This is a genomic window from Flexivirga sp. G2 (assembly GCF_055397625.1).
In genome coordinates this window covers 2,341,632-2,362,909 of record NZ_AP039675.1, presented here as the reverse complement: position 1 = coordinate 2,362,909, position 21,278 = coordinate 2,341,632, and the positions used below count along the sequence as shown (strand labels likewise).

General features: G+C 68.6%; 23 protein-coding genes. 12 read left to right on the top strand and 11 right to left on the bottom strand.

Going from position 1 to position 21,278, the window contains the following annotated elements; all coding sequences use genetic code 11:
* Positions 1–13 precede the first annotated feature (13 nt).
* Positions 14–289 carry a hypothetical protein gene (locus ACZ50J_RS11445; RefSeq protein WP_123270089.1) on the top strand — a complete coding sequence of 92 codons (276 nt, stop codon included), beginning with the start codon at positions 14–16 and terminating at the stop codon, positions 287–289.
* A gap of 13 nt (positions 290–302) precedes the next feature.
* Here ACZ50J_RS11445 and ACZ50J_RS11440 read toward each other — a convergent pair whose 3' ends face one another.
* From ACZ50J_RS11440 to ACZ50J_RS11430, 3 genes are all read right to left on the bottom strand, one after another.
* Entirely contained in the window at positions 303–941 is a 639-nt protein-coding gene (locus tag ACZ50J_RS11440; RefSeq protein WP_148043235.1) for a prepilin peptidase, read from the bottom strand.
* 63 nt (positions 942–1,004) lie between these two features.
* Positions 1,005–6,869 (bottom strand): MobF family relaxase, encoded by a 5,865-nt coding sequence (gene mobF, locus ACZ50J_RS11435; RefSeq protein ID WP_464297333.1) that lies wholly within the window; start codon positions 6,867–6,869, stop codon positions 1,005–1,007.
* Positions 6,866–7,231, bottom strand: coding sequence for a hypothetical protein (locus tag ACZ50J_RS11430; RefSeq protein WP_148043236.1), 366 nt, complete (start codon positions 7,229–7,231; stop codon positions 6,866–6,868). The genes mobF and ACZ50J_RS11430 overlap by 4 nt, the downstream gene beginning before the upstream one ends.
* 260 nt (positions 7,232–7,491) lie before the next feature.
* On the opposite strand from ACZ50J_RS11430, the gene ACZ50J_RS11425 reads away from it, so the two are divergent.
* Both ACZ50J_RS11425 and ACZ50J_RS11420 read left to right on the top strand, forming a co-directional pair.
* Entirely contained in the window at positions 7,492–7,854 is a 363-nt protein-coding gene (locus ACZ50J_RS11425; RefSeq protein ID WP_464297332.1) for a hypothetical protein, read from the top strand.
* Positions 7,855–7,868: 14 nt separating this feature from the next.
* Complete coding sequence (locus ACZ50J_RS11420) at positions 7,869–8,375, top strand: hypothetical protein (protein WP_464297331.1); 507 nt, start codon at positions 7,869–7,871, stop codon at positions 8,373–8,375.
* 68 nt (positions 8,376–8,443) lie between these two features.
* Here the strand turns inward: ACZ50J_RS11420 and ACZ50J_RS11415 are convergent, their stop codons facing one another.
* The 3 genes from ACZ50J_RS11415 to ACZ50J_RS11405 form a co-directional block, all read right to left on the bottom strand.
* Positions 8,444–8,689, bottom strand: a complete 246-nt coding sequence (locus tag ACZ50J_RS11415) for a hypothetical protein (RefSeq protein WP_464297330.1) — start codon at positions 8,687–8,689, stop codon at positions 8,444–8,446.
* Complete coding sequence (locus ACZ50J_RS11410; protein WP_123270096.1) at positions 8,686–9,006, bottom strand: LPD29 domain-containing protein; 321 nt, start codon at positions 9,004–9,006, stop codon at positions 8,686–8,688. Before ACZ50J_RS11410 ends, ACZ50J_RS11415 begins: the two co-directional genes overlap by 4 nt.
* A gap of 80 nt (positions 9,007–9,086) precedes the next feature.
* Positions 9,087–10,631 (bottom strand): ParB/RepB/Spo0J family partition protein, encoded by a 1,545-nt coding sequence (locus ACZ50J_RS11405; protein WP_158607493.1) that lies wholly within the window; start codon positions 10,629–10,631, stop codon positions 9,087–9,089.
* A 251-nt stretch (positions 10,632–10,882) separates the two neighbouring features.
* On the opposite strand from ACZ50J_RS11405, the gene ACZ50J_RS11400 reads away from it, so the two are divergent.
* From ACZ50J_RS11400 to ACZ50J_RS11380, 5 genes are all read left to right on the top strand, one after another.
* The gene (locus ACZ50J_RS11400; RefSeq protein WP_158607494.1) at positions 10,883–11,308 is read left to right on the top strand and encodes a hypothetical protein; all 426 of its coding nucleotides are present in this window, start codon (positions 10,883–10,885) and stop codon (positions 11,306–11,308) included.
* Between the two features lie 256 nt (positions 11,309–11,564).
* Positions 11,565–13,187, top strand: a complete 1,623-nt coding sequence (locus tag ACZ50J_RS11395; RefSeq protein WP_464297329.1) for a hypothetical protein — start codon at positions 11,565–11,567, stop codon at positions 13,185–13,187.
* Between the two features lie 30 nt (positions 13,188–13,217).
* Positions 13,218–13,535, top strand: a complete 318-nt coding sequence (locus ACZ50J_RS11390; protein WP_464297328.1) for a hypothetical protein — start codon at positions 13,218–13,220, stop codon at positions 13,533–13,535.
* Between the two features lie 91 nt (positions 13,536–13,626).
* Positions 13,627–14,478: a class F sortase gene (locus ACZ50J_RS11385; protein WP_123270100.1), complete on the top strand. Its 852-nt coding sequence runs from the start codon at positions 13,627–13,629 to the stop codon at positions 14,476–14,478.
* Between the two features lie 15 nt (positions 14,479–14,493).
* Positions 14,494–15,135, top strand: coding sequence for a hypothetical protein (locus ACZ50J_RS11380; RefSeq protein WP_123270101.1), 642 nt, complete (start codon positions 14,494–14,496; stop codon positions 15,133–15,135).
* 15 nt (positions 15,136–15,150) lie between these two features.
* On the opposite strand, the gene ACZ50J_RS11375 is transcribed toward ACZ50J_RS11380, so the two are convergent.
* Positions 15,151–15,642 (bottom strand): hypothetical protein, encoded by a 492-nt coding sequence (locus tag ACZ50J_RS11375; protein ID WP_464297327.1) that lies wholly within the window; start codon positions 15,640–15,642, stop codon positions 15,151–15,153.
* Between the two features lie 572 nt (positions 15,643–16,214).
* On the opposite strand from ACZ50J_RS11375, the gene ACZ50J_RS11370 reads away from it, so the two are divergent.
* From ACZ50J_RS11370 to ACZ50J_RS11355, 4 genes are all read left to right on the top strand, one after another.
* A complete protein-coding gene (locus tag ACZ50J_RS11370) occupies positions 16,215–17,234 on the top strand; it encodes a hypothetical protein (protein WP_464297326.1) in 1,020 nt (339 codons plus the stop codon).
* Positions 17,235–17,287: 53 nt separating this feature from the next.
* On the top strand, positions 17,288–17,947 hold the full coding sequence (locus ACZ50J_RS11365; protein WP_123270119.1) for a hypothetical protein: 660 nt from the start codon (positions 17,288–17,290) through the stop codon (positions 17,945–17,947).
* Positions 17,948–18,026: 79 nt separating this feature from the next.
* Positions 18,027–18,713 carry an Lsr2 family DNA-binding protein gene (locus ACZ50J_RS11360; protein WP_464297325.1) on the top strand — a complete coding sequence of 229 codons (687 nt, stop codon included), beginning with the start codon at positions 18,027–18,029 and terminating at the stop codon, positions 18,711–18,713.
* 220 nt (positions 18,714–18,933) lie between these two features.
* A complete protein-coding gene (locus tag ACZ50J_RS11355) occupies positions 18,934–19,131 on the top strand; it encodes a hypothetical protein (protein WP_464297324.1) in 198 nt (65 codons plus the stop codon).
* Between the two features lie 22 nt (positions 19,132–19,153).
* Here ACZ50J_RS11355 and ACZ50J_RS11350 read toward each other — a convergent pair whose 3' ends face one another.
* The 4 genes from ACZ50J_RS11350 to ACZ50J_RS11335 form a co-directional block, all read right to left on the bottom strand.
* Complete coding sequence (locus ACZ50J_RS11350) at positions 19,154–19,729, bottom strand: M48 family metalloprotease (RefSeq protein WP_464297323.1); 576 nt, start codon at positions 19,727–19,729, stop codon at positions 19,154–19,156.
* Complete coding sequence (locus ACZ50J_RS11345; RefSeq protein ID WP_148043242.1) at positions 19,729–20,025, bottom strand: hypothetical protein; 297 nt, start codon at positions 20,023–20,025, stop codon at positions 19,729–19,731. Before ACZ50J_RS11345 ends, ACZ50J_RS11350 begins: the two co-directional genes overlap by 1 nt.
* Positions 20,026–20,480: 455 nt before the next feature.
* Positions 20,481–20,798, bottom strand: coding sequence for a hypothetical protein (locus tag ACZ50J_RS11340; protein WP_464297322.1), 318 nt, complete (start codon positions 20,796–20,798; stop codon positions 20,481–20,483).
* Positions 20,795–21,109: a hypothetical protein gene (locus tag ACZ50J_RS11335; RefSeq protein ID WP_464297321.1), complete on the bottom strand. Its 315-nt coding sequence runs from the start codon at positions 21,107–21,109 to the stop codon at positions 20,795–20,797. Before ACZ50J_RS11335 ends, ACZ50J_RS11340 begins: the two co-directional genes overlap by 4 nt.
* Positions 21,110–21,278: the final 169 nt, after the last annotated feature.

The window sequence follows — 21,278 nt, the reverse complement described above, 5'->3', positions numbered from 1 at the left end:
GATAGTCACTCGTGTGAGCCCGAGTGTCGTCACCCTGACCTATGCACCCGCGGCCGGGGTCGACGTGGAGCACCTGGTCGCGGTTGCGGCAGCGATCAGGGGCATCTTCGACAGCGGACCGCTGTATGAGGACGTGAGGATCATCGGCGATACGGTGCGGTTCACAGTGCGTTTCGCGCGATGGCCGGAATACGGCGCGGCCAATCTGGCGCGAGGGCTCGTCGGTCGAGCGTTGAGTGAGGCAGGCGTCGCCGGCCGGCTCGTCGAGGTTGCCTGCGCCGAGACCTGACGCCCCAAATTTGTCAGGTCAGGACCAGCGCGACGAGTAGCCCGGCGACCAGCCACGGCCCGAACGCGACCCGGTCACGCAGTCCGCGTCGGGTTAGCACCGCCCACGCTACGCACAGGAGCGGGCCGGCCAGGAACGACCACCACACCGTGGCCAGGCCATGGAACCCGGCGACGAGGCCGACAACACCGGCGAGCTTGACATCGCCGAACCCGATCGACCCGCCGCTGACCAGGTGCAGTGCGAAATAGATTGCGAATCCGGCGAACCCGCACCCTAACGCCCGCAGGAGGACCGGTGGATCGATGGCGGCCAGAGCGACTATCGCAACCAGGGTGAACCCGGCCACCGGCAGCAGCACCCGATCGGGAAGCCTCCGAACATCGATGTCGACCGCCGCCAGCCACGGCCCCGCCGCCAACAGTGGAGTCGCCACAAGCAGGGACCGCCACTGGTTGGGCATCGCGCACCACGACACCAGGGCCGCCGCCAGTGCGCTGACCGGCGGCACCCACCGCGTACTCGAGGGCAGCGGCCGATCCGCCTCTGAGGGTCGGCGGTAGCGCAGGGAGGCCAGGTTGCGACGGGTCAGCACGCCGAGCAACACCGCGGCGATGGTGTAGGCGGTGACGGTGGCGCTGGCGAGGGGCACGAGTTCGACGCTACCCACCGATGGGCGATCCCGTCCGGGTCATCCACAGCCCCTCGCATCAGCTCATCGGCGGGGGCCGTCGCGGCCGCGGTCGAGGGGTGTTGCGGGCCGGCGTCGCTGCTGCTCGGCGCCGGAGAGTGTCGCGGTGCTAGCGGCGACCGGTGCCCCCGGCGGCTGCAACAGGTCGAGCTTGGCGACGAGGCGGTAGCGCAGGTCCTGGGCAGGCAACTGACCGAGCGGCTGCGCACCAACGAGTTCGCGTACCGCGGCCGCGACATCGTGGCCCTGGGCGGTGGCCTCGTCGAGCATCATCGCCAACGCCTTCCAATCGCTTTGTTCGACCAGCCGGGGATCCACGCTGTCGGCGAACTCTGCCCACCGGATCTGCGCGTCTTTGGATTTGGCCTGGATGCGTTTCTTGGTGTCTTGTGCCTGGTCCCTGCCGTCCTGGGCAGCCTTGCGGGGGTCGTCGGTGAATGCTCGAGCGGCAGAGAGGACCTCTTGCTGTGCGCGGCGGGTGCTGACCTTGAGCCGGTTGCTCACCTGCGCGATGCCCGACTCCCAGAACCGAGCCGGCCGGGCGGCGATGATCTTCGCGGCGGTGGAAAGTGCCTGGGCCGCAGGCAGGTTGGTCAGGCGCTCCTGCAGCAGTGTTTCGGCCAACGGGACGCGGTCGAAGAGCACTCCGTGCAGTCGCTCGGGGCCGAAAGCTCCGGCGAGTTCGGCGGGGTCGAAACCGGCTGGGAACAGGGCTTGTTCGGAATCCATCCCGTGCTGGGCGAGCAGCCAGAAGTCACGCTCGGCGGCCACCTGGCCGCCGGCGTCGGCGTCCGTGGCCACGACCGGGTTGCGGCCGAGGCGTGCCAGCTGGTCGGCTTGTTCTTCGGTCAGCGAAGTGCCCAACGGCGCGACGCCCACGCAGTCGTCCGTCGAGACGGTGACGGCGATCGCGTCCATGGGCCCTTCAACCAGGACAGGCGTGGCGCCCGCGGCGAGTCGGTACGTGCCGGCGACGTACAACTGCTCGCCCTTGACGAAGAGCGCCGTTTCGGCCGTGTTGAGGTACTTCGGTCCAGCCTTGTCCTCGTCGGTCAGATCTGGGTGCCGGCGGCCGACGAAGCCGAGGACGACGTCGGGTCCCCCGAACGGGACGGGCTGGAAGTCCCTCCACCCGTCGCGTCGGTGGATGATCGGCATGACCAAGCGGTTGACGAACCGGTCACGCAGTCGACCCTGCTGGTTGTAGATGGCGACGTTCGCGGCGATCATCTCCTGGTCGGTCACGCCCTGGGCGCGCAGGTGCGTGATGAGGGTGTCCCAACCGGGCGGTGCGAAACCGGGCCGGAGCTCGAGGTCGCCGACCAGGTTGACGCCGAACCGGTCCCGCAGGTGCTGTGCAGCCCATGAGTCGGGCAACGACTTCTCGTAGAACTGCAGGGTGAGCTCGTTGATCTGCGCGATGCGATCGGGAGTGACCTGGCTTTCCAGGATGCGGTTGGCCCGCTCGGATGCCTGCTCGAGTTGACGCTCGGACGGTTCGAGGGGACCCATGGCGTCGCGACGGAGCGCGGCGAACGCCAAACCCTGTGCGGGTTCCGCCTCTGGGGTGGGGCCACCCGGGTCGAGTTCGATCGGTTCGGTGTCGCCCAGGTCGAGATCCCACGGCATGTCGTCGTCGCTGGGCGGCGGCGCGTCGACGACATATTCCGGCACCGGGTCGGCGCTTTCGGTGATCTGTCCATCGGTGACGGGCTGCTCGGCCGCCCAGGCATCCTCGGGGGGCTGCTCGTAGTCGCGCTCGTCGTAGCGGTCCTCGTCGGGGATGGGGTCCATGGCCACCTGCACCCGCCACAGCAGCGCCTGGCACCAGTCGACGTCGATGTCGTGCAGCTGGTCGGGTACTCCGGACAGCAGCGCCTGGACCGTCCAACCGCGTTGGATGGCGTGGTCGACCGCGGCGACGAGGGCCGGCCAGGAGGTGCTCGCGCGCACCTGCGCTGCGCGATCGGGGCCGAGCAGATCGGGCAGTTTGTCCGACCAGTCCGTCGTCAGCGACTCGTCGGCGCCAGTGGTGGTGGCAGCCCCGAGATGTGCTGAGATGCGCCACCACAGGGCCGCGGCCGCGTGGTCGTCGGGCAGCACGCCTTCCTCGGCGGCGCGGTGCAGCACCGCCCGGGCGGGGACGCCCGCGCGGGACATGGAGGCCAGGTGTTCGGCCAGGACGGGTGCGTAGCTGTCGCGCAGCACCTGCGGTGCGATCTGGCGCAACAATGGCGCCCACTCATCGGTGGCGGGGGAGCGGCCACCGAGTGCACGGTGGTGCAATCCGGATTGCCAGCGGGCGACGGCCTTTTGGAGTTGCTGCGGACCGGTCGGGCGACGGTCGTCCGGGTCGACGTGCATGGCGGCGCGCCATACCGCGACCTCTGCCACGACCGCGTCGGTCGGGCGGGCGGCGCCGGCGGGCACCCAGTTGGGTGCCGTGGGATCGTGCGCGGCCGCATCGCCGACGACGGATGCGCGATCGCGGACCAGTTGGTCACGGGCGGTCAGATAGGGACCCCACTCTTTGTGCGTGACCAGGGCCTTCGGGACCGCCGGAATCCACGGCAGCGGGCCTTGCCCGGCATCGCGCAGCCCGGATGGGTCCAGGCGCCAGTCCAGCACGGCGGCCACATCGTCGGCGGTCGTGAGCTCGCGGCGGGCGGCGGCAGCCTGAAGAGTGTCGATCGGATCCTTACCCGATGCGCCGATCAGGATCAGGTGCGCGCGCAGCGCTGGCCAGGCCGGTTCATTGGTCACTCCGGGAACGGCCCGTTCGGCGCCTGCCTCCAGCGCGGAGACGGCGGGCTCGCCGAGCAGGTCCTCGGCCGCGAAGTAGAGCGCGTCCTGGTATCGGGAGGCGGCGGCACCCAGCAGCTCGGCCGGGTCCGCGGCGTCGCGCAGCAGCGTGGTCGCCGAGCGTGCGGACCCGTCGTTGGCGACCATCGCCTCCAGTTCGTCGGTGGCCGTGGGCGGCACCACCAGGTCGGGGTGCACCACCGAGTGCGGGTCGCCGTCGGATGCGACCTGCAGGTACAGGTGGTTGGCGCGGCGGGCGCGCGATAGGGCGGTGTACAGCTCCTGGCGGGTCTCCTCCCCGGAGAACAGCCCGTGGCAGGTGTCAGAGGTGGCGCCCTGGGCGGCGTTGGTGGTGGTGGCGTAGCCCAGCTCGACGGATGCGGCGACGTAGTCGGCCGGCACTGTTACGTGCAGGTTGGCGTCGAGCCGGCGCAGCCTCAGGCTGCCGGTGCGGGTGATCTTCTCCAGGGTCCACCGGTCGCCGTTCTTGACCCAGTCGCTGGAGCTGACCCGCAAGTCGCGGCGGTTGGCCCGTGTGATCAGCACGTCGCCGATGCTGGCGTCGTTGCCGTCGGCCAGGTGGACGGTGCGCGCCCGGGCTCGAGGATTCGTGCCGCCCTCGTCGGCCAGCCGGTGGGCGCGGGCTCGTTGGTTGAGTTGGCTGACCAGGTCGCGGGTGGGGGCGAGCATGATCGCGTCCAGGCCGGCCGTGCGGTCGGTGGCCCAGGCGGTGAATACGGCCTCGGTCATGGTGGCCATGTCACCGACGTGGACCCGGCCGTGGTCCAGGTAGTACCCCAGGCCCTCGGGTTTGCCAGCGCGCAGGGCGAGGCTTGCCGCCCCTTCGGCGACGTTGACGGTGCCGTCGGCGTTGACGAACCGGTGCAGTTCGCTGAGCTGGAGCGCGCCGTGGGTGGCTTGGATGTCCCGCAGTACGCCGCCGGCGCCGATCGCGGACAGCTGTTGGTCATCGCCGATGAGCCGGACGCTGCCGCCTTTGCTGAGGATGTAGCTGACGGCGCGGTCGAGGGAGAGGGTGTCGGCGGTGCCTGCTTCGTCGATGACCACGAGCGTGGTGTTGTCGATGTGCTTGACCCAGTCGGGCAGGATCCCCTTCTGCAGGGAGTCGGTCAGTTTCGCCAGCGTGTCGGTCTGCACACCGATCTCGCCGTGCAGGATCTTCGCGGCACCGGCCCGCGGGGCCAGTCCGACGACGGTGCCTCCACCATTGGCCCAGGCGGTGGTGAGGGCCTTCATCGCGGTGGTCTTGCCGCTGCCGGCGGGGGCGATCGCCAGCTGCACTCGGCGGCCGGACATCGCCATTTCTCGTACGAGGGTGACCTGCCCGGCGTTCAGGTCCGGGCCGTTGGCGGACTGCTCGAGCAGGGCAAGGTCGACGTCGTTGGCCGCGACCCGCATGCCGTCGACGCGGCCGGCCGCACTGACGAGGCGCTCTTCGGCGTCCAGTACGTCGCGCGAGGTGAACATCGTCGCACCCGCGACGTCGTACACGCTGGTGCCGTCCCGCCGACACAACTTGGCGGGTTCGGTGAGGTCGTCGACCGGGCGGGCAAGGTTGATCGACCGCTCTGTGAGGACCGTCGCGACCAGTGCGTCGACGGTCGGCTCGATCAGTTCACCGGGCAGGTTGGCGGCGCGCACCTGGCGCTGCGCCTCGGCGCGCACATGCCATGTCTGCCAGTGAGCCCGACGATTCTGCAGGTTGTCGACGATCCGATCGGCAGTGCTCGCCACCCATGCCGGGGTGATCTGCTCGGCTTCCTTGGCTGAAGGCGACAGTGCGGTCCGGATCATCTGAGTCAGCTTTTTCTCGCCGCCGAGGACCGCGATGGCGTCCGCCCGCCAGGTCCGTCGCTGCTCGCCGATGCTGCGCGGCTCGTGCTTGGCCTCACGTGTTTCAAGGGTGGCCTGCTGCGCCAGCTGCAAGGCCTCGACCGGCGACGGCGGCCGGTTGTGGGTGCGTTGGAACTGGGCGGCCAACTCGTTGCGGCGCACGTCGATGCGGGCACGGCGGGTGGACCACGCATTGTTGAGCTGTGCGTCGACGCCGACGATCTCGCGGATGGGTCGCTTGCGTGTGTCGGTGCCCGCTCGTTCCTCGAATTGCACGCCGAGGCGTTGCCGCAGGTACTTCTCCAACGCGGTGTTGTACGTCTCGGAGATGCTGACCATTGCCTTGAACAGCACCCTGCCGTCGATGCTGAGCCAGCGACCGTCGTCGGTCTGCACCTTGTTGGCGATGGCGATGTGGCTGTGCAGGTCTGGGTCGCCAGCCCGGCTGTCGCGGTGCGTGAACGCCGTGGCCACCATCCCTTGCACGTCGACCTGGCGGACGCCGTTGGTGCCGGTGCGGCTGTACAAGGCGTGCGTCTCCAGGAAGCGCAGCGCGTCGGCGACCGCGTCGTGATGGGCTTGTTCGATGATCGCGGCGACGGGGGTATCGGCTACCGCCCAGAGCGTCGACACGGATTTCACCGGGGAGAAAGTGACGTCATACCCGGCGACGGCGCGGGTCTGCGGGCGGGAGTGTTTGGCGACGGTGGCGGCGAGTTCGCGGGCGTCTTCGGGCTGGCGGCCATGCTCGCGCTGGAAGACCTCGCGGGCAACTTCGGTGCGGATGGTCGCGCGCTGTTCGGGGGTGAGCGGTGCATCCCGCTTGAGCCCCTCTCGCTCGTTGAGGTCGCCCATCCGCTCGGCGACTTCTTTGCGGAAGTCGCTGATGTCGTTGTCGTAGACCTTGAACGGCGACCCCAGCCGGGTGATCGCCTCATAGTCCTGCTTTTTCAGGTCGGGGCCGGCGAGGTTCGCCTTCCGCTGCGCGGCCAGCGGGTGATGGCCCGAACCGAAGAGCGCCTGCATCTGTTCGGCGGTCACCGTGTCGCCGGCGGACAACCCATCGATCCCGGTCATGCCGGAGCCGACCCACTTGCCGGGCGTTTCGCCTCGCTCGGTGTAGTAGCTCGCCAGACCCGTATAGCCCTTCTCGGTGCTGTCCATCGCAGCGACTTGCCGGGTCAGGTAGTCGTACCCGGACCCGGCAGTCAGCTTGTGGACGCTGGCGGTCATGCCGTGACGAGCTCCCGCAGTCGCCGGCCAATCGCGGCCGCGTAGACCTCGCGAACGGTGGCCGCGGCGATGAATGCCCGGCGTCCCGCGTCACACCGGCCGTGCACTCGAGCAGGGTGAATGGCGATCAGGACGTGGACGTGCAGCTGGCGGGATGAGCAATCGGGCACGCATCCGCCCGGCGCCCGGTCGAAGGCTGGTATGCCGACCGCGTCAAGTGCATCGTTGGCCGCCATACGGTGGGCATCGAGGACTTGGGACCGCACGGACTGGTCGACCAGTGACGACAGGACGCCGACGCTCGGATCGGCGAAAAAGGTGACATTGACCCCTCGCGGGTCCTGTCGGGATCGAAGAACCACGTTTGCCATGTCCGCCGCAAGTCGCGGGCGTCGACCCCGCGCTCAATGGTTGAAAAATCAAGCACCGAGAATGCAAGAGGTGTGTGGGACTTGAGATTGGGGGCGGTGGAGGGGGAACGGGCGTGGTCTGCGTGATCGGGTGACGGTGGTCGGGGGCGGTCGGGGCGGGATTGACGAGTGCGAGGTGAGCGTGGGGGGCGCTGATGGGTCTTGTGTGCGGTTGAAAGGTGATCGGAGTCGAGAGATGAAGGTGGTCGGCGATGAGCGGTGGTCAGTCGGTGCGTCAGCAGGCGCGGCGTGCGGCGATGGCGGCGCAGACGAAACGCAAGAAGGAGGCCGAAGCGCAGGATCGCAGTCGCCGTGACCTGGCGGTCAAGGTGATGATCGGGTTGAAGGAGCGCGACGCCTGCGAGCTGGACGCGGCGCGTGCGCTGCGTCGGCTGGTGGAGGACGAGAAGCTGACGATGAAGGAGGCGATCCAGTGGTGCGGAGGGGAGTTGACCGTCAGTCAGGGGTCGCGGCTGAAGGCATTGGCGGCCGACGCGGCCGGTGTCGGTGCGACCGATGACGATGCAGACGGTGATGCCGGGGCCGCACCGGCATCACCCGAGGACGGGTCATGAGGTGAGGTGGCGCGATGGCCGGGCGACGCATTGACCCGGCAGGGCTGGCGGGCCTCGCGGCGGCGTTGGGTGATGTCGAGGTGGTGCGGCGGTACGCCACGAAGGTGGTGCGGGTGCCCGGGAGCGACTGCCTGTGGTGGACGGGCGCGGTCAGTGGCCGGGGTCACGGGCGATTTTGGTTCGCGGATGGTCGGTGCATCGTCGCGCACCGGTTCGCCTTCGGCTTACAACGCGGCGTCCAGGAGCTCGAGGACGCCAGGGTACTGGGGCATCGCTGTGACAACCCGCTGTGCCAGCGAGTCGCGCCCGGACATGTGGTGGTCTCTTCGGCCCAGGAGAACCGGCGCGAGTGGGCACACCGCAAGGAGGTGGCCGGGTCGCCGTTGGGCGATCCGCGTGGCGCGCGGCGAAGGGCGCGGGCGTTGCGTGACATGGCGCGTCGGGATCCGCGCGAGGTCGCGGCCGAGCTTGACCGGCTGCGCCGGTTGTATGGCGAGCAGATGCAGTTGCCGCTGGGCTGACGGCGCACGCAGCAGGGGACCTGCGAGTTGCTGGTCCCCTGCTGGATGCGAGTGTGCGCGCTGGATGCTCAGGTGCGCAGGCAGGCGACGATCTCGGCGGTGTTAGCGATGCCGGTGAGGGCCGCGCTGAGGGCGCGTGCGGTGCGGGGAGTGACGGTCAGCTGGTCCCCCTCGATGCGGATGACGACGCGCACTGGTGGGGCGTCGCGGTCCACTGCGGCGGTGATGAGCGTGCCGTTGCCGTCGTGGAACATCACGGACTCGCCGAGGACGAGGATGCCATCGGGGTGCGCGGTGGGGTCGGGTGCAGTCATGAGGTGGGCTCCTTCTCGAGTCGGATCAGATCAATGCCTTTGCACGTGTAGGGGACAGGCAGACGTCGCACCGCGTCGTCGGGTTCGTCGCTGGCCACCTCGCTGAGGAAGGGCTCCACGGTCGTCCGGACGGCGGCGGTTGACGGTCCGGCGACCCATTGCAGGCTCATGTAGCCGTAGCCAGTGCCCCGGCTACAGACCAGGTGGAACCGGGTGTGCGGGTGCGCTGCGCGCAGGGCACGCCGGATCAGCTTGGCTGTTTCGACGGGGGTCAGCTTTCGCGGTGGTCGCGGCGGCAAGACGATCGGTTGCTCCATGACGGGTATCTCCTTCGTGAGGGCCGGGGCGGTGTGGCGTATACGTCCGCACCGCCCCGGCGTGGTCGTTGCGCGGGGCGTCAGGCGGCAGGGTGACCGGACGCAGCCGGGGTGGCTTTGCGGGTCGCCGGCCGGGCCCGCTTCTTGGCGGCGGGCTTGTCAAGGCCGGCCGCGCGCTTCTCGACGTCGGCCAGCTCGTACCCGTTCGCCGCGAGGAACGCCAGGTATCGGGCAGGCCCGGACTGGACGCTGCGCCAGGTGTGTTCGCTCATCTGCGCCTCGTACGCCGCGCAGCAATGCCCGACGGCGATCAGCAGCGCGCGACCGTCGGTGACGTTCTCCACTGACTTGGCGCGGTCACTGCGCATGCGCGTCTTGCCACCGTGCAGCAGTTCATCCACCACGCCAGGAGTGCGGTAGTCGGTTAGCGCGCTGGCGTGACCGGCGAGGGTGGCCGCGACGAACACGGCGCTGCCCTTCGGCGCCGTCTTGCGCGTGAGGAACTTGCGCACCCAGGCGGCACGGACGGTCTGCGCCGACTTCCATGCCTTGTTCGACTCGATGACGTCCCGACGTTCCGCGCGGGCCGCTGCGCGCTCCTTCTCGGTCATGTCCGCGAGCTTCTTCTTGCCGCTCCCGCCTCTGCCGAAGCGGTCGGCATGACCATTGGCCTTCGCGGCGGTGCAGACGTAGGTCGCACTGGTCACGTACGCGCCCCGCTCGTCATCGTCGGCGGTGTCCCCGGCCGATGCACCCCACTGCCAGCCGTACTCGACATAGGCGGCGTGCCCGGGGCACTCGCGGTGCGTCTCGGGGGTGAGTTGCTTGCCCTGGCCGTCAGCGAGCCGAGTGAGGCGCTGGATCGTCTTGTCGTCCCATGCCGGGGGCTCGATCACGGTCACGCCTTCGGCGGTCAACTGCTCGGCCAGGGCGGCGATGGCCTGCCGCTCCGTGCGCTTGTCGCGCTGGCGCTGCAGTTCGTGCTCGAAGCCGGTACCTGCCTCGGCGGCAACGGTCAGGGCCTTGAGAGCCTCCTTGTCCTGCTCGAACTCCGCCAGCCCTGCGGCCTGCTCCAAGGTGAGGAAGTCCCAGCGCGCCGCAGCCTTGGTGGCCAGCTCCGACTCGGCGACCTTGAGACCGGCGTCAATCTCTGGGCGCTTGTAGCCGGTCTTCTTGGCGATCTGCGCGGCGGACAGGCCGAACCCGGCGAGCTGTTCGAACCCCTTGGCACGATCAGCGGCGGTCATGTCCGTCCGGTGGTAGTTGGCCGACATCTGGTCGATGATCCGGTCCGCGTCCTCACGGCGGTGTGTCGCGTAGGCCGGGATCGTTGGCGTCTTGGCCTCAATCGCGGCCAGAGTCCGGAGTTGCCCGTCGACCACGACATATTGGCCGTCTCTATCGAAGTAGCCGACCACCGGAACGATGACGCCGCGCTCTCGGATGCTGGCGACGAAGTCCTTGGAGAGCTTGACATCCGCGCGAACGTTCGCACCGATCTTCACGGTGCGCGGATCGATGTCGACAGTCATGGCTGCGGTCACCGATTCATCCGTCGCACTTGCGGCTGCGACGTCGCTGGCGGTCGTCGTGGCGGTGGTGGTGGCGGTGTTCTTGCTGGTCATGCGAACCTCCGTAGAGTAGAAAAAGTGGATACGTGTATCCTCGTCGGATCGGCGCCGCTGCGGGCGACGGGTTTGGGTGCTGTGGATATCCGGGTGCGCGCGGGCCAGCTGTGCGCGGAGGCGGTCGGCGCGTCCGGTAGGTCCCCGCGGCGGCCGCGACGTACCGTCAAGGCAGCACACGGCCCGCCGGCGATGCACCGGGAAGGGTGTTAGGACGAAGGGGCAACGGTTTGGTCGACGACCGAGAACTCGTGCCCACGACGGTGTACTGGGATCGGCCCACCTGGGATCGGGCGCGAGCGGCATACATGGCCGACCTGGACACGGTGGATTCGTCAACGGCAGCGTTCTTGTGGTGGCTGCACCGCTGCCTCGAGGTGCACGCGGACCTGTCGCCCGAAGCGAGAGACCGCATCCGCCGGCAGCACCCCGGCCCGGCTTGGGGGACAGGGCACGGCTTCAGCCGGATGCACACACTGCGCCCGGATTTGCTGCGCCGGATCGACGATGCGATCGTGCGTGATCGGCGCGACTTGGGGCAGATGGTGAGCGTGTCCCAGTTCTGCCGTGAAGCAGCCAGAGCCGCTGCTGACGCAGCCGAGGAACGTCTGGGGCGTGACCTTCCGCCGGCGCCGGCGCGGCTGCTGAACAACCCGCGCCGCCGGCAGCGCGACTGAGTGCTCGAAGCGGCGCTTCGGCTTGCGCCGGCGGTGGCACTGCCTCCAAGCTCAAGGGGCAGGACCGGGCGGTCGAACGACACCACACCCCTGGTGGTGCGCGAGTCGTCTTCCCCTGGACGGACGCGACGCTCCCGCCCGGTCCTGCTCGCATCTCTCCGCAAATACGGCGGCTGCCAGTGAGCGTGTAGCCGCCGGAACTCCCTTCGGGCAGTCAGGGACCGACCTACGGACCCGGATATGCCAGGAGGGCGCGTTGAAGACATCTACTTGGGCTCGACTATTGACCACCGCCGGCCTCGCCACCGTCGTGTGCGCCGCCCCGGCGGCCGCGGCTCGCGCCGACACCGGAGGGAGCAGCAGCCAGCAGGTCGGCGCGTTGCGCGGTCCCAGTGCCGCACAGGCCCGCATGCTCGCACCGGCGACACCCACCTACTTCGGTTTCAAGACCCAGACCGTCCACTCGCCCAAGGGCGGATCCCACAGCATCTGGTTCGGGCGCATGAACTACGGAGGCATCCTCGTGCTGTGCATCGACGGGGAGCTGCTGGCGCCGTCGTCGTCCCCCTCCAAACCGATCAGTCGCACCTCTCAGGTACGGCTGGCGGGGTTGCTGTCGCGCTATCTGAACAGCACCGACCGGGTAACTGTCGGGGCACTGTCCTACATCTCCCGCCAGCTGCTCGATCCAGGATGGTCGTTCGACCAGAAGGCGTTTACGACCCTCAGGCCGGCTGACCAAGCAGCGATCAAGGCCCGCGTGCGTCAACTCAACGCCGAGGCCGCGGCATTCTCCGGTTCCTACAAGCCGGTCGTCACCAACACCTTGGGAACCCCGGACGTATCCGGAGCCGTCCGCTCCGGAACGGCCTCGCTGGGCCTGGCCGCCGCCGGCGGCGCACTCGTTCCCGGGGTGACGTTCAAGGCACGCATCACCGGCAACGCACAGTTCACCCTCGGCCTGAAGCACGTCGGTTCCACAGCCGCGCGCACCGGGGTCAACCAGACCGTCTTCGGCCAGACCAAGTCGGCCGCCACGCTGCTGCCGTGGGCTGGCACCCCACAGGCGAAGAACGGAGATCCGGTCACCATCAGCGGGGCCTTCTCCGGAGTGCCGGCGTCCGCCTACTACGAATACGACTCACCGCGGGCCGGCGAGCAGCGGGTGATCGGAGCGGCACCTACCGGGACCGCGGCCGGGACATCGCCCACCGTGAAGCTCAAGGTCACCACGCCGAAGGCCTCCACCGTGGTGGCCACCCAGGAATGGACTGCCGGAGCGAAGATCGTCGACGTCCTCACCACCGAAGGCCTCAACGCGTCCACCGTCGACGTCACCGCCCGGGCTCTCGTTGCACCGAAACCGGCCGACCTGGGCTCCTGCGCTCAGTTCGGGGCCAGTCAGTGGGCGACCGCGGTCAAGGACGGCACAGCCAAGGTGGTCGCGACCGCGAAGGTGACAGGGCAGCCCGCCAATGCCGACATCAAGGTGCCCCTCTCCCTCAGCCGGGACATACCGGCCGGCGCATGGTGTGGGTCGATCGACGAGAAGGTGTTCACGAACGGCGTTCACGTCATGCCGATGAGCAACGGACAAGCGCCGTTGCCCGGGACGCCCCTTGTCGCCACCGCGCTCGGCGACCCGCACGAGTGGGGCTCGATGACGGTCTCCGCTAAGCCAACCCCGACCGCGACCCCGACTCCGAGCTCCAGCTCGACCCCGGCACCCACGACGAGCAGCACCCAGCCGGTCATCCCGACGGACCAGGCGACGCACGGCATGAACGGTGTCGGCATGGCCGCGGGCGCCGGCTTCGGAGTGTTCGCGTTGCTGACGGGCGGCGCACTGGCTCGCACGCTCCGCTGCCGCAACCGGTGAGGAAGATCACCGTGAGCGACCATGTGTCCTGTGCCGAACCATCGCCGGAAAGAAGGATGCGACGCGCATTCGTCGCCCCTGGAAATTGTGCTCGGCGTGCTCGTGGTGGCGACAGCGGTGACCGCATGGTCATGGTGGCTCGTCCTGTGGATTCCCGCGCTGGCCGGCCTGGGGTTGATCGGTCACTTGCTCATCGTCGATGGCTGCGCTCTCGATCGTCACGGCTCACCTGTCACCGGCCGAGACGCAGATCGCTATTCGCGGTACCGGATGAAGTTGGCTGCCGGGCAGCGCGACGCCCTCGACGACCTCATCGAACAGCATCGCTTCAACGAGCGGGAATCCTGATGCCATTCGCTCAGCTGGGAATCTCTGCCGAGGCACACGAAACACACGGGCTCCGCCTGATCTGGGCCGAAGTCGAAAGGGTCGCCGAGCGATGAAAGAGAACAAGTCCCTACGCTCGCCGTTGGCACTGGTGGCCGCCGGCATGATGACCATGGCCGTAGCCGCAGCCGGGCTGATGTTGACCAGCCGTGCGGGACCACCTGCTCTCGCGGCACCGGTCGCCTCGGCATTCCAAACCGCCGACAACCAGCCCGCGCCGACCGTTGGGCGGTCGAGCTCGACCGCCAGCCGCTCCTCGAGCCCCCAGGGCAGGGCAGCCAACACGAGCACTGCGAACGCACCCCGACGGCATTCGTCCGAGTCGACACCGGCCGACCGGAAACCGTCCACCACGCAGGCCGCCGCCCGCGCGGCAACCTCGTCGACAGCGTCGCCGCAACCGAGGACGCCGAGCACGCCGAGCAAGGAGTCGTCGACGGCGGCGGCAATGGCCCCGAACCAGGTGTGGATCCCGTCAGTGAACACAAGAGTCGCCATCGTCGCCGAAGGCCAGTCGGGCGGCCTGGCCGCCATACCCTCCACCCCGGGTCGTGTCGGCTGGATGGACTGGACACCGTCGCTGGGCGCGCCAGCCGGGACTGTCGTCATCGCGGGCCACGTCACCTTCAACAACGTGCCCGGGTCCTTCTATCGGCTGCCGAACATCAAACCCGGCGCCGTCGTCTACACCTCCAACGGTGCCGGCACCGTGCAGGCATGGAGGGTGCAATCGGCCAATGCCTACCCCAAAGGAAAGTTGCCCGCCTCGGTCTGGAGCTCCACCGGTCCACGACGCCTGGCGCTGATCACCTGCACCGGCAATATCGGCCTGGTCCCGAAGCAAGGGGGCTACGCACACCTGGACAACCTGGTCGTGCTGGCCGCGCCGGTCGCCACCCGATGAACCCAGACGGTGCCGGTGAACACTTGGCTCACCCTCTACCACCACACCAGTGAGGAGGCGGCCCGCGCGATCCTGACCTCGGGGCGGATGGAGTCGTCCGCGCCAGTCGACATGCCGTACGCGTTCTTTTCCACCCGACGGCACGGGATCGCCGCAGGCGCAGGCGGGTACGGGACGGCCGCCGTGGAGGTGCGCGTCCCGGCAGAACTCGCCCACGAGGACGCGGTCTACCTCTCAGGCGAGAGATTCATGAAGGTGCGGCTCGATCAGCTGCGGCCGGAGTTTTTCATCCGGACCCACCTTCCTGAACCCGATCCACCGGCGCCGACCACCGAGGAGAAGGCGAAGTTCGTCCTCGCTGCGATCGACCAGGCCGTGACGGCCGCGGCCGTCGACGTCACACAACTTCGGCCGACGCTGCGACGCCTCAGTCGACTGCCCAGCCAGGGATCCGACGTGGTCGCCGCAGTAGCCGCAGGGCTGCGGTGTGCCCCGGATGCTGCCAGCATCCAGCACGCCGTGCGGGAGCTCGCCGGCCGGCAGCGCGGTGCTGGTGCAGCCGCTGCGGCACGAGAGGTCACCGGCGGCCAGCGTGTAAGCCGGCGGCGGTCGGCGACTCCGGGCGATGTACCCACCGTCGCGTCTCCCCGCAGGTAACGGGCGCGCTCGGTCTCACCGCGGCTCGCCGGACAAGAACGAGTGGTCTGCGGTCCCCGATCGGCGAAGGTAATACTCGCTGTCGCGTCCGCCGGCCCGTACGTGCCGGTCAAGGGATCGCTGCGGGTCATGCAGCTCGGGCCAAGGGGCCGGCCGCGCGGCGTCCCGGCCGGCTACGACGCAGCGTTGCTGCTCGAGCAGGCCGTCCAGCCGGTCGACGTGCTGCTGCCAGGCGTCGCGCTCGGCGCATGCCACGTCCAAGTCCAGCTCCAGCGCCCGGGTGCGACCGGGCGCACGGTCCACGTCCACCTGGTGCACCCGGTCGGCGAAGTCGTCGCGCGAGGCGAAGTCGCGCACGATCTCGGCCGCAAGCTGTACCACGACGCACGCGGTGGCATCGGGTGCACGCTCGGAGCCAGACACCGTGGTGGTGACGCGGCGCACGTTGTGCGACCAAGCGTGCGCGTGGTCGCCGTCGCAGATGCGCAGGGCGTTCTCCACTGCCATCGGGGCGATGCTGCAAATGGTCACCCCGTGCACGCGCAATGGTTCGGCGAGTGGCACGGCGCTGCACCGGTCCGGGGGCATTGTCGGAAGGCCGGGCAGCACGGCCACGCGCTGCCCGGTCGCCACTGTAGGCCAGCCGGATCCTTCTGGAGCCAGCGTGAGCCACCCGGTCAGGCGCGGGTACTGCAGCAAGTAGCCGAGGCCCCCGGCAATGGGCGGGCTGTTTTCGACGCGGCTGATCTGCCAGGCCGGGGCGAGTGGTGAAGTAGGCACGTCGGACCGCCTTTCTGGTTGGGAGACCGCAAGATTCACCCGAACGACACCGGGAGCACACCGGCACTTCGAACCCCAGTGGACAACGCCGAGTGACCCCCGGCGCTTGTGGATATGCCCAGCTGAGGGTTTCGTCCACAACCTCCGTTGAGGACCTGTCGGGTGTCGGCGGCCGGGGCTACCGTAATGCCACTAGTGCAAGTACGTCAGTGAATCGAAGTTCGCCCCGCGCGTGAAGACGGTGACGGCGGCCTCGGGTGAATGGAAAACAGTCAGCGAGCAGGAAGAAGGCACAGACGATGGGAGCAGCACCGGCCATCGGGCGAGGGCGGCGAACCAACGGCGCGATCGGGACACCCGCTGAACCGATAGCGGTCGACTCGGTGCTGGATCTGTTCACCCACACCGACGACCCGGAGCGAAAGCTCCCAGTGGTCATCGTCTCCATCGCCTGGAATGCGTCGCGACACGGCGTTCCACCGCGCCGACTCGCCAGCGAGCTGGCAGGCAGGGCGACCGTGTGGGTGCTGGCCGACGCGGCAGCCTCACGTCTTCTGGATGGCCGCGAGGACCTGGCCACATACGGCGGGGCAGTGCGGGTCGTCGGCGCCGACGGCTGGAGTGCAGTCATCCGCACCAACAAAGCGCCCGGCGATCCCGCTATCAACCGCGTCAAGGACGCGGTCGCAACGGCGCTGAGCACCGCGGGTAGGCCGGCCAGCCGGCCAACGCTCCGTCTTGCGAACGAGCCACACACCGCCGCAGCCGGCGATGATGGCGAGGTCGATGATGGCGAGGTCTGGGTTCACATCGAGCAGCTGCAGGCCTCGGTGCTGGCGCTTCAACGGCAGGTCGACGAGCTGCGCGCCCAGGAGCCGGACACAACGCTCGAGCAATCCGAGCCGACCCTGACCACTCGGCTCTTCGCCGACGACGCCGACCAGCTGCGCCACGATCTGCAGCAAACGTGGCTGCGTCAGGTGCCGGAGTGCGATCGCTCTGCCAACTGCCTGCGCGGTTATCGGCTCGGCGACCGATTCCTGGACGGGCTGAAGACGGTCACCGCGCCACGAGATCGCGTCCTCACCGTCCTCGTCGACGTTCTCACTCGCCGTGCGTACTCCATGCCGGCCCGGGCAGTCCACCCGCACGGAACCCATCGGGGCGGGCCGCAGCTGACACGCGACGACGGCGGCCGCGCATACCGGGCAACCGTGAAGGACGGCACCCCCGGTGCGCCACGGCTGCTGTGGTGGGAACTAGTCGACGGCACCGTCGAACTTGCCTGGGCAGGGCACCACGACGATCCGATGCCGTGAGCGAATCGACATGAGACAGAACCGTTTTCAAGTGACGATACAAGGAGTCCGATATGTCTGAGGCCGCAGGGGACGGGCTGGGTGACGGCCGGCCCGACCCGGTTGAATGGGCGGCGTCGAACCCCTCAAGCTACGGCGCATGGGCGCTGTGGCGTGCCGCGGGCATCGCCTCATGGATCGGCTTCCCATGCGCGGCGGTGGGTGCCGCCGCCGTCATTCTTCAGCGCAGTACCGGCGGACCTGCTTGGCTCTGGGCGGCGGCCGCGGGGCTGTTCTGCGCGGGCGCCGGGCTCGGTGCCGACGCCCTGATCAACCGGCTGCGCACCACCCTCATCGACGGCAATCTGCTCCGGGCAGAACGCGAAGAACCACGCCAGGCCGGCCGGTCGAACACTGCCAGGGTCCGCGCCGGCGAAGACACCGACGAGAGCGGCGAGGAACCGTACACGTGGGATGTGCTGCTTGATGACCTCGACGAATGCCTGACCGACTTCGACCACGACCTGGCAGATCTGCGGCGAGAACTGGACTGGCCACCCGGAGACGGCCCCGTCGGGCCGACGTACGGACACGGCGTCGAGGCGCGGAAACTACGCGGTGCTATCGCCCAGTTGCATCGAGATGTCGCGGTATCGCGCACCTTCACCCGATCTCCGGGCGCCCCAGCTGATGGCGGCGAGGAAGGAGGCACCACCGGACCACATGACGCGTAACAACCACCGCAAGAAGAGAAGCCGGCCGATGCGCTGAAAGCACGGCCGGACCATCGGATCGAGATTGGAGCTCGAAACCATGGCACAGAGCAATGACCTGACCATCGTCGACAAGATCACCGTCTTGAAACACCTGGTCAACGGCCACGACACCGAGTGGGTGGTGATGGCAACCGCGCTGACGGCCGAGCAGGTCCAGGCGATCGCCGAGACCTACGGCCCGGACACCGACAAGATGGGATGGGCGATCGACGAGCTGACCGCAGACCTGGACAGGATCCGGGCCAGTCGTCCGCGGACGAACGGGAAGGCCGCCACGGTACGACGGTCCGTGGGCGACCCCCGCCCGGTCAGTCGTGTTGCGCGGCCAGTGAAGACGGCCGCGGACACGCTGATCCACGCTGCTTCGGAGTCGTCGAAAGCTCGCACCCGCAAGCTCGGAGTGAAGATCGCCGGCTTGCTGGGAGATCTTTCCGCCCGGCTTGAGGCCGAGCGACAGGAGGCTGAGGCGCAGGCCGCCGAGGCGGCCGCCGATGCCGAGCGACAGGAGCGGATCAAGCAGCTTGAGGCGCAGAAGGCGAAGGTCGACAAGGAACTGCGTGCTCTGCGGTGCCGCACCCGCAGCACAAAGACGGCGCCGCCGCTGGGTGCCCCCGCGCCTGTCGTCCGAGAGTGGGCCAAAGAGAACAACATCGAGTGCCCGACGCACGGCAAGGTGCCCAACCGTGTGCGCGACCAGTACGACGCCGCCCACGTTGCGGCGTGACCCAGCCGTGAACTGCAGGAGCGGCGCCGCCGAGTAGTTCGACCAACATCCCCGTGGAGTGTGCCGGTCAGGCGGCATACTCCACGGGGGACATTTTGGAGGGATCGACGATGGCCACCGAGGACGACATGCGCGGCGACTTCGCGGATGCAGACGTGGCCGTGTCGCTCAGAACGCCGCACCTGGCCCGGGTCACACACCATCGGAGCGGCGTCGTCGAGTGGGTCGCGGTGCTGCTGCAACGAGTCTCAGTACCCGCCATCCTGGTCTCAGCGACTTCTGGCACCCGGCACTGATCCGTCGGGCACACCTGCAGCAGATCGCCGACGACATCGAGAACGAACGCTGGGCCACCGCGCAGCCGGTCCGGCTAGGCGACGCTCACGAGTACCTGGCCAGTCAGGGCATCCGGCACTGAGTCGACAGCTGATCCACCCGAGCTACATCGGGTGCGAGGACAGCATCGGAGCTATCGGCCGGCTGCGTTCCTGCTGCGTCGGGTGAGTTTTCAGCACCCAACGATTCAGCCACGGCGTCGGCGGGATGCTCGCCGAACTTGCCGGCGCACCATGCGCGGCCGCGAACTCGTCGGCGGCGCGTTCAAGGGGCAGCACAGCGCACCGACTCAAGGCACCCATCGCGGCCAGCAGCACCACCGGTACCAGGACGATTGGCCAGGACCAGAGGACCGCGGCCGCCATCACACCGCCCTCGAGCACAAGCGTGACGGCAACCGAGATCACCGTGAGACGCAACCGCCGGCGCCGCAGACCGGTGGCGTGGCCAAGTACGACATGACCGACCTCGTGGGCGACGTGGAACCGCATTGTCGCGGCATCCTGCAGGACCTGCTCGCCGAGCGTGAGAATCACACCGTCGTCGCTGACAGCCGCCGAACCACCGTAGCCGGGGATCCACTTGATCCCCTCCAGCCGCAACGAGTACCTCGACAAGAGCTGGCCAGCCCACTGCGCGGCGGTCTCGTGGGTGAGCGAGGCAACCGGCGGCTCGCGCATCACTGGCTGCCGCCGCGCAACCGTGCCAGCAGCTCGCCCGGATCCCCGGGGAATGCATCACCGATCCGTTGCGGATCGCTCGTGGGCTCCGGCGCCGGGCCGTGCGCGAAGTCGAGCTGGGGATTGAGAAACGCGTTGCGGGCGTCGACGGCCGCAACGAGGTGCTGGTAGGCGACGTAGTCGCGAGGGTCGCGCAACCAGGCAGTCGCCGCATTGGCGACCGTGCTGTCATGCCACCGCTTGGTCGCCGGCACCGATGACGGCAGCGACGGATCGAGGGGTTCGGCCTGACTCACCTCACCGAGCATGCCACGGCCCGTCGATCCGCTACCAGTACACGAGCATCGGGCGGCCTCTCGTGTCAGCGCAGACCGTAGGTTCTGTTCAGCTGCGCCGGCACTGGCATGAGCTGTTCCTTCGGTACCCAGCGATGCACCACCGCCGGCTCATCGGCTTCAGGCAGTGCGACCACGTCGACGATGAGCGCCCAGTGGCGGCCGGCCCGCCGTACTGGCGGGGCAACATTTTCGAACAGGGCGAATAGCGCTGTGAGCGGGCGCTGGTGAGTCACCGTGCAGGAAGGCGCACCGATGTGCACATGGGACTAGTGGGGCCTGCCCGCGGTCGCCGGCGCGATCGTGTCGTCTGCCTCGGTTTCCAGGTGGCAATCCGATCATCCGCCTGATTCATCACCCCCCGAAGCCCCTGAGCCCCGTTCACGGCTTGAGCGGTCGGTCGTGGCTCCGCTGCATCAGCTTGCGGCGACTTGTTTGAGGGCACGACGTAGGTCGGTGAGGTCTGGGACGCCCCGCAACCCGGCTGAGGTTGAGTAGAGCCTGCAGGTCAGTCCGATGGGCTGGCCTGGCTTGGAGAAGGGGTCGGTTCCGTTGAGCAGAATGGTCGGCGAGCCGGTGAAGCCACGCTGGCAGGCTTGCTGCTCGGTGGTGATCACGGTGCACGTGATGTGTGATGCGACGTGCGTGTCAGCGACAGCGGTTCGGATGATGTTGATGGCGTCCGCCCCATTCGGGCAGTCGGGCACGACGAGCAGCTCGATGTCCACGGTCATGGCAGGTACTTCCCAAGCCATCGCAGCTTGCCGCCGATGAATCTGTTGTGGTGCCACCCGCGCCGCGTTACCTCGGCGCGCCGGTCGCGGAGTTTGTCTCGTGCGATGGCTGCTGGTCCGTGGCGGTCCTGGTCCTCGATTTTCCAGGCTTGCTGGTGGACGAAGTGGGCGCAGCGCGGGCACAGGTGCACCTCAGGGTGGTTGCCCAGGTGGACCATCTTCTCCGGGGTGGCGCTCGTGCCGCAGCACCAGCATCCGACCGGGCCTTCGGCCGGGGAGTCGCCCGCGGCGACGTGTGGTTGAGCGCTCATCCGTCCAGTGTGCACCGAGCCCTGGGGCGGCGTCCTCGCGTTATACAGGAGGAGCCTGCGGATCGCTGGCATACCGCCAAAAGACTCCGGCAAGCGACGTCGGGATTCGCAAACAGAGCTGACCAGTCAGTCAATTGGCGTCGTGTTGATGGTCTCCCCGGGTCGGGGC

What these genes read in the sequence shown, in the direction of transcription:
- ACZ50J_RS11405 (WP_158607493.1), bottom strand. Translation starts at nt 10,631, where the DNA reads ATGACCAGCAAGAACACCGCCACCACCACCGCCACGACGACCGCCAGC.
- ACZ50J_RS11425 (WP_464297332.1), top strand. Translation starts at nt 7,492, where the DNA reads ATGAGCGGTGGTCAGTCGGTGCGTCAGCAGGCGCGGCGTGCGGCGATG.
- ACZ50J_RS11350 (WP_464297323.1), bottom strand. Translation starts at nt 19,729, where the DNA reads ATGCGCGAGCCGCCGGTTGCCTCGCTCACCCACGAGACCGCCGCGCAG.
- ACZ50J_RS11340 (WP_464297322.1), bottom strand. Translation starts at nt 20,798, where the DNA reads ATGACCGTGGACATCGAGCTGCTCGTCGTGCCCGACTGCCCGAATGGG.
- ACZ50J_RS11420 (WP_464297331.1), top strand. Translation starts at nt 7,869, where the DNA reads ATGGCCGGGCGACGCATTGACCCGGCAGGGCTGGCGGGCCTCGCGGCG.
- ACZ50J_RS11375 (WP_464297327.1), bottom strand. Translation starts at nt 15,642, where the DNA reads ATGGCAGTGGAGAACGCCCTGCGCATCTGCGACGGCGACCACGCGCAC.
- ACZ50J_RS11360 (WP_464297325.1), top strand. Translation starts at nt 18,027, where the DNA reads ATGGCACAGAGCAATGACCTGACCATCGTCGACAAGATCACCGTCTTG.
- ACZ50J_RS11365 (WP_123270119.1), top strand. Translation starts at nt 17,288, where the DNA reads ATGTCTGAGGCCGCAGGGGACGGGCTGGGTGACGGCCGGCCCGACCCG.
- ACZ50J_RS11410 (WP_123270096.1), bottom strand. Translation starts at nt 9,006, where the DNA reads ATGGAGCAACCGATCGTCTTGCCGCCGCGACCACCGCGAAAGCTGACC.
- ACZ50J_RS11335 (WP_464297321.1), bottom strand. Translation starts at nt 21,109, where the DNA reads ATGAGCGCTCAACCACACGTCGCCGCGGGCGACTCCCCGGCCGAAGGC.
- ACZ50J_RS11385 (WP_123270100.1), top strand. Translation starts at nt 13,627, where the DNA reads ATGAAAGAGAACAAGTCCCTACGCTCGCCGTTGGCACTGGTGGCCGCC.
- mobF (WP_464297333.1), bottom strand. Translation starts at nt 6,869, where the DNA reads ATGACCGCCAGCGTCCACAAGCTGACTGCCGGGTCCGGGTACGACTAC.
- ACZ50J_RS11415 (WP_464297330.1), bottom strand. Translation starts at nt 8,689, where the DNA reads ATGACTGCACCCGACCCCACCGCGCACCCCGATGGCATCCTCGTCCTC.
- ACZ50J_RS11370 (WP_464297326.1), top strand. Translation starts at nt 16,215, where the DNA reads ATGGGAGCAGCACCGGCCATCGGGCGAGGGCGGCGAACCAACGGCGCG.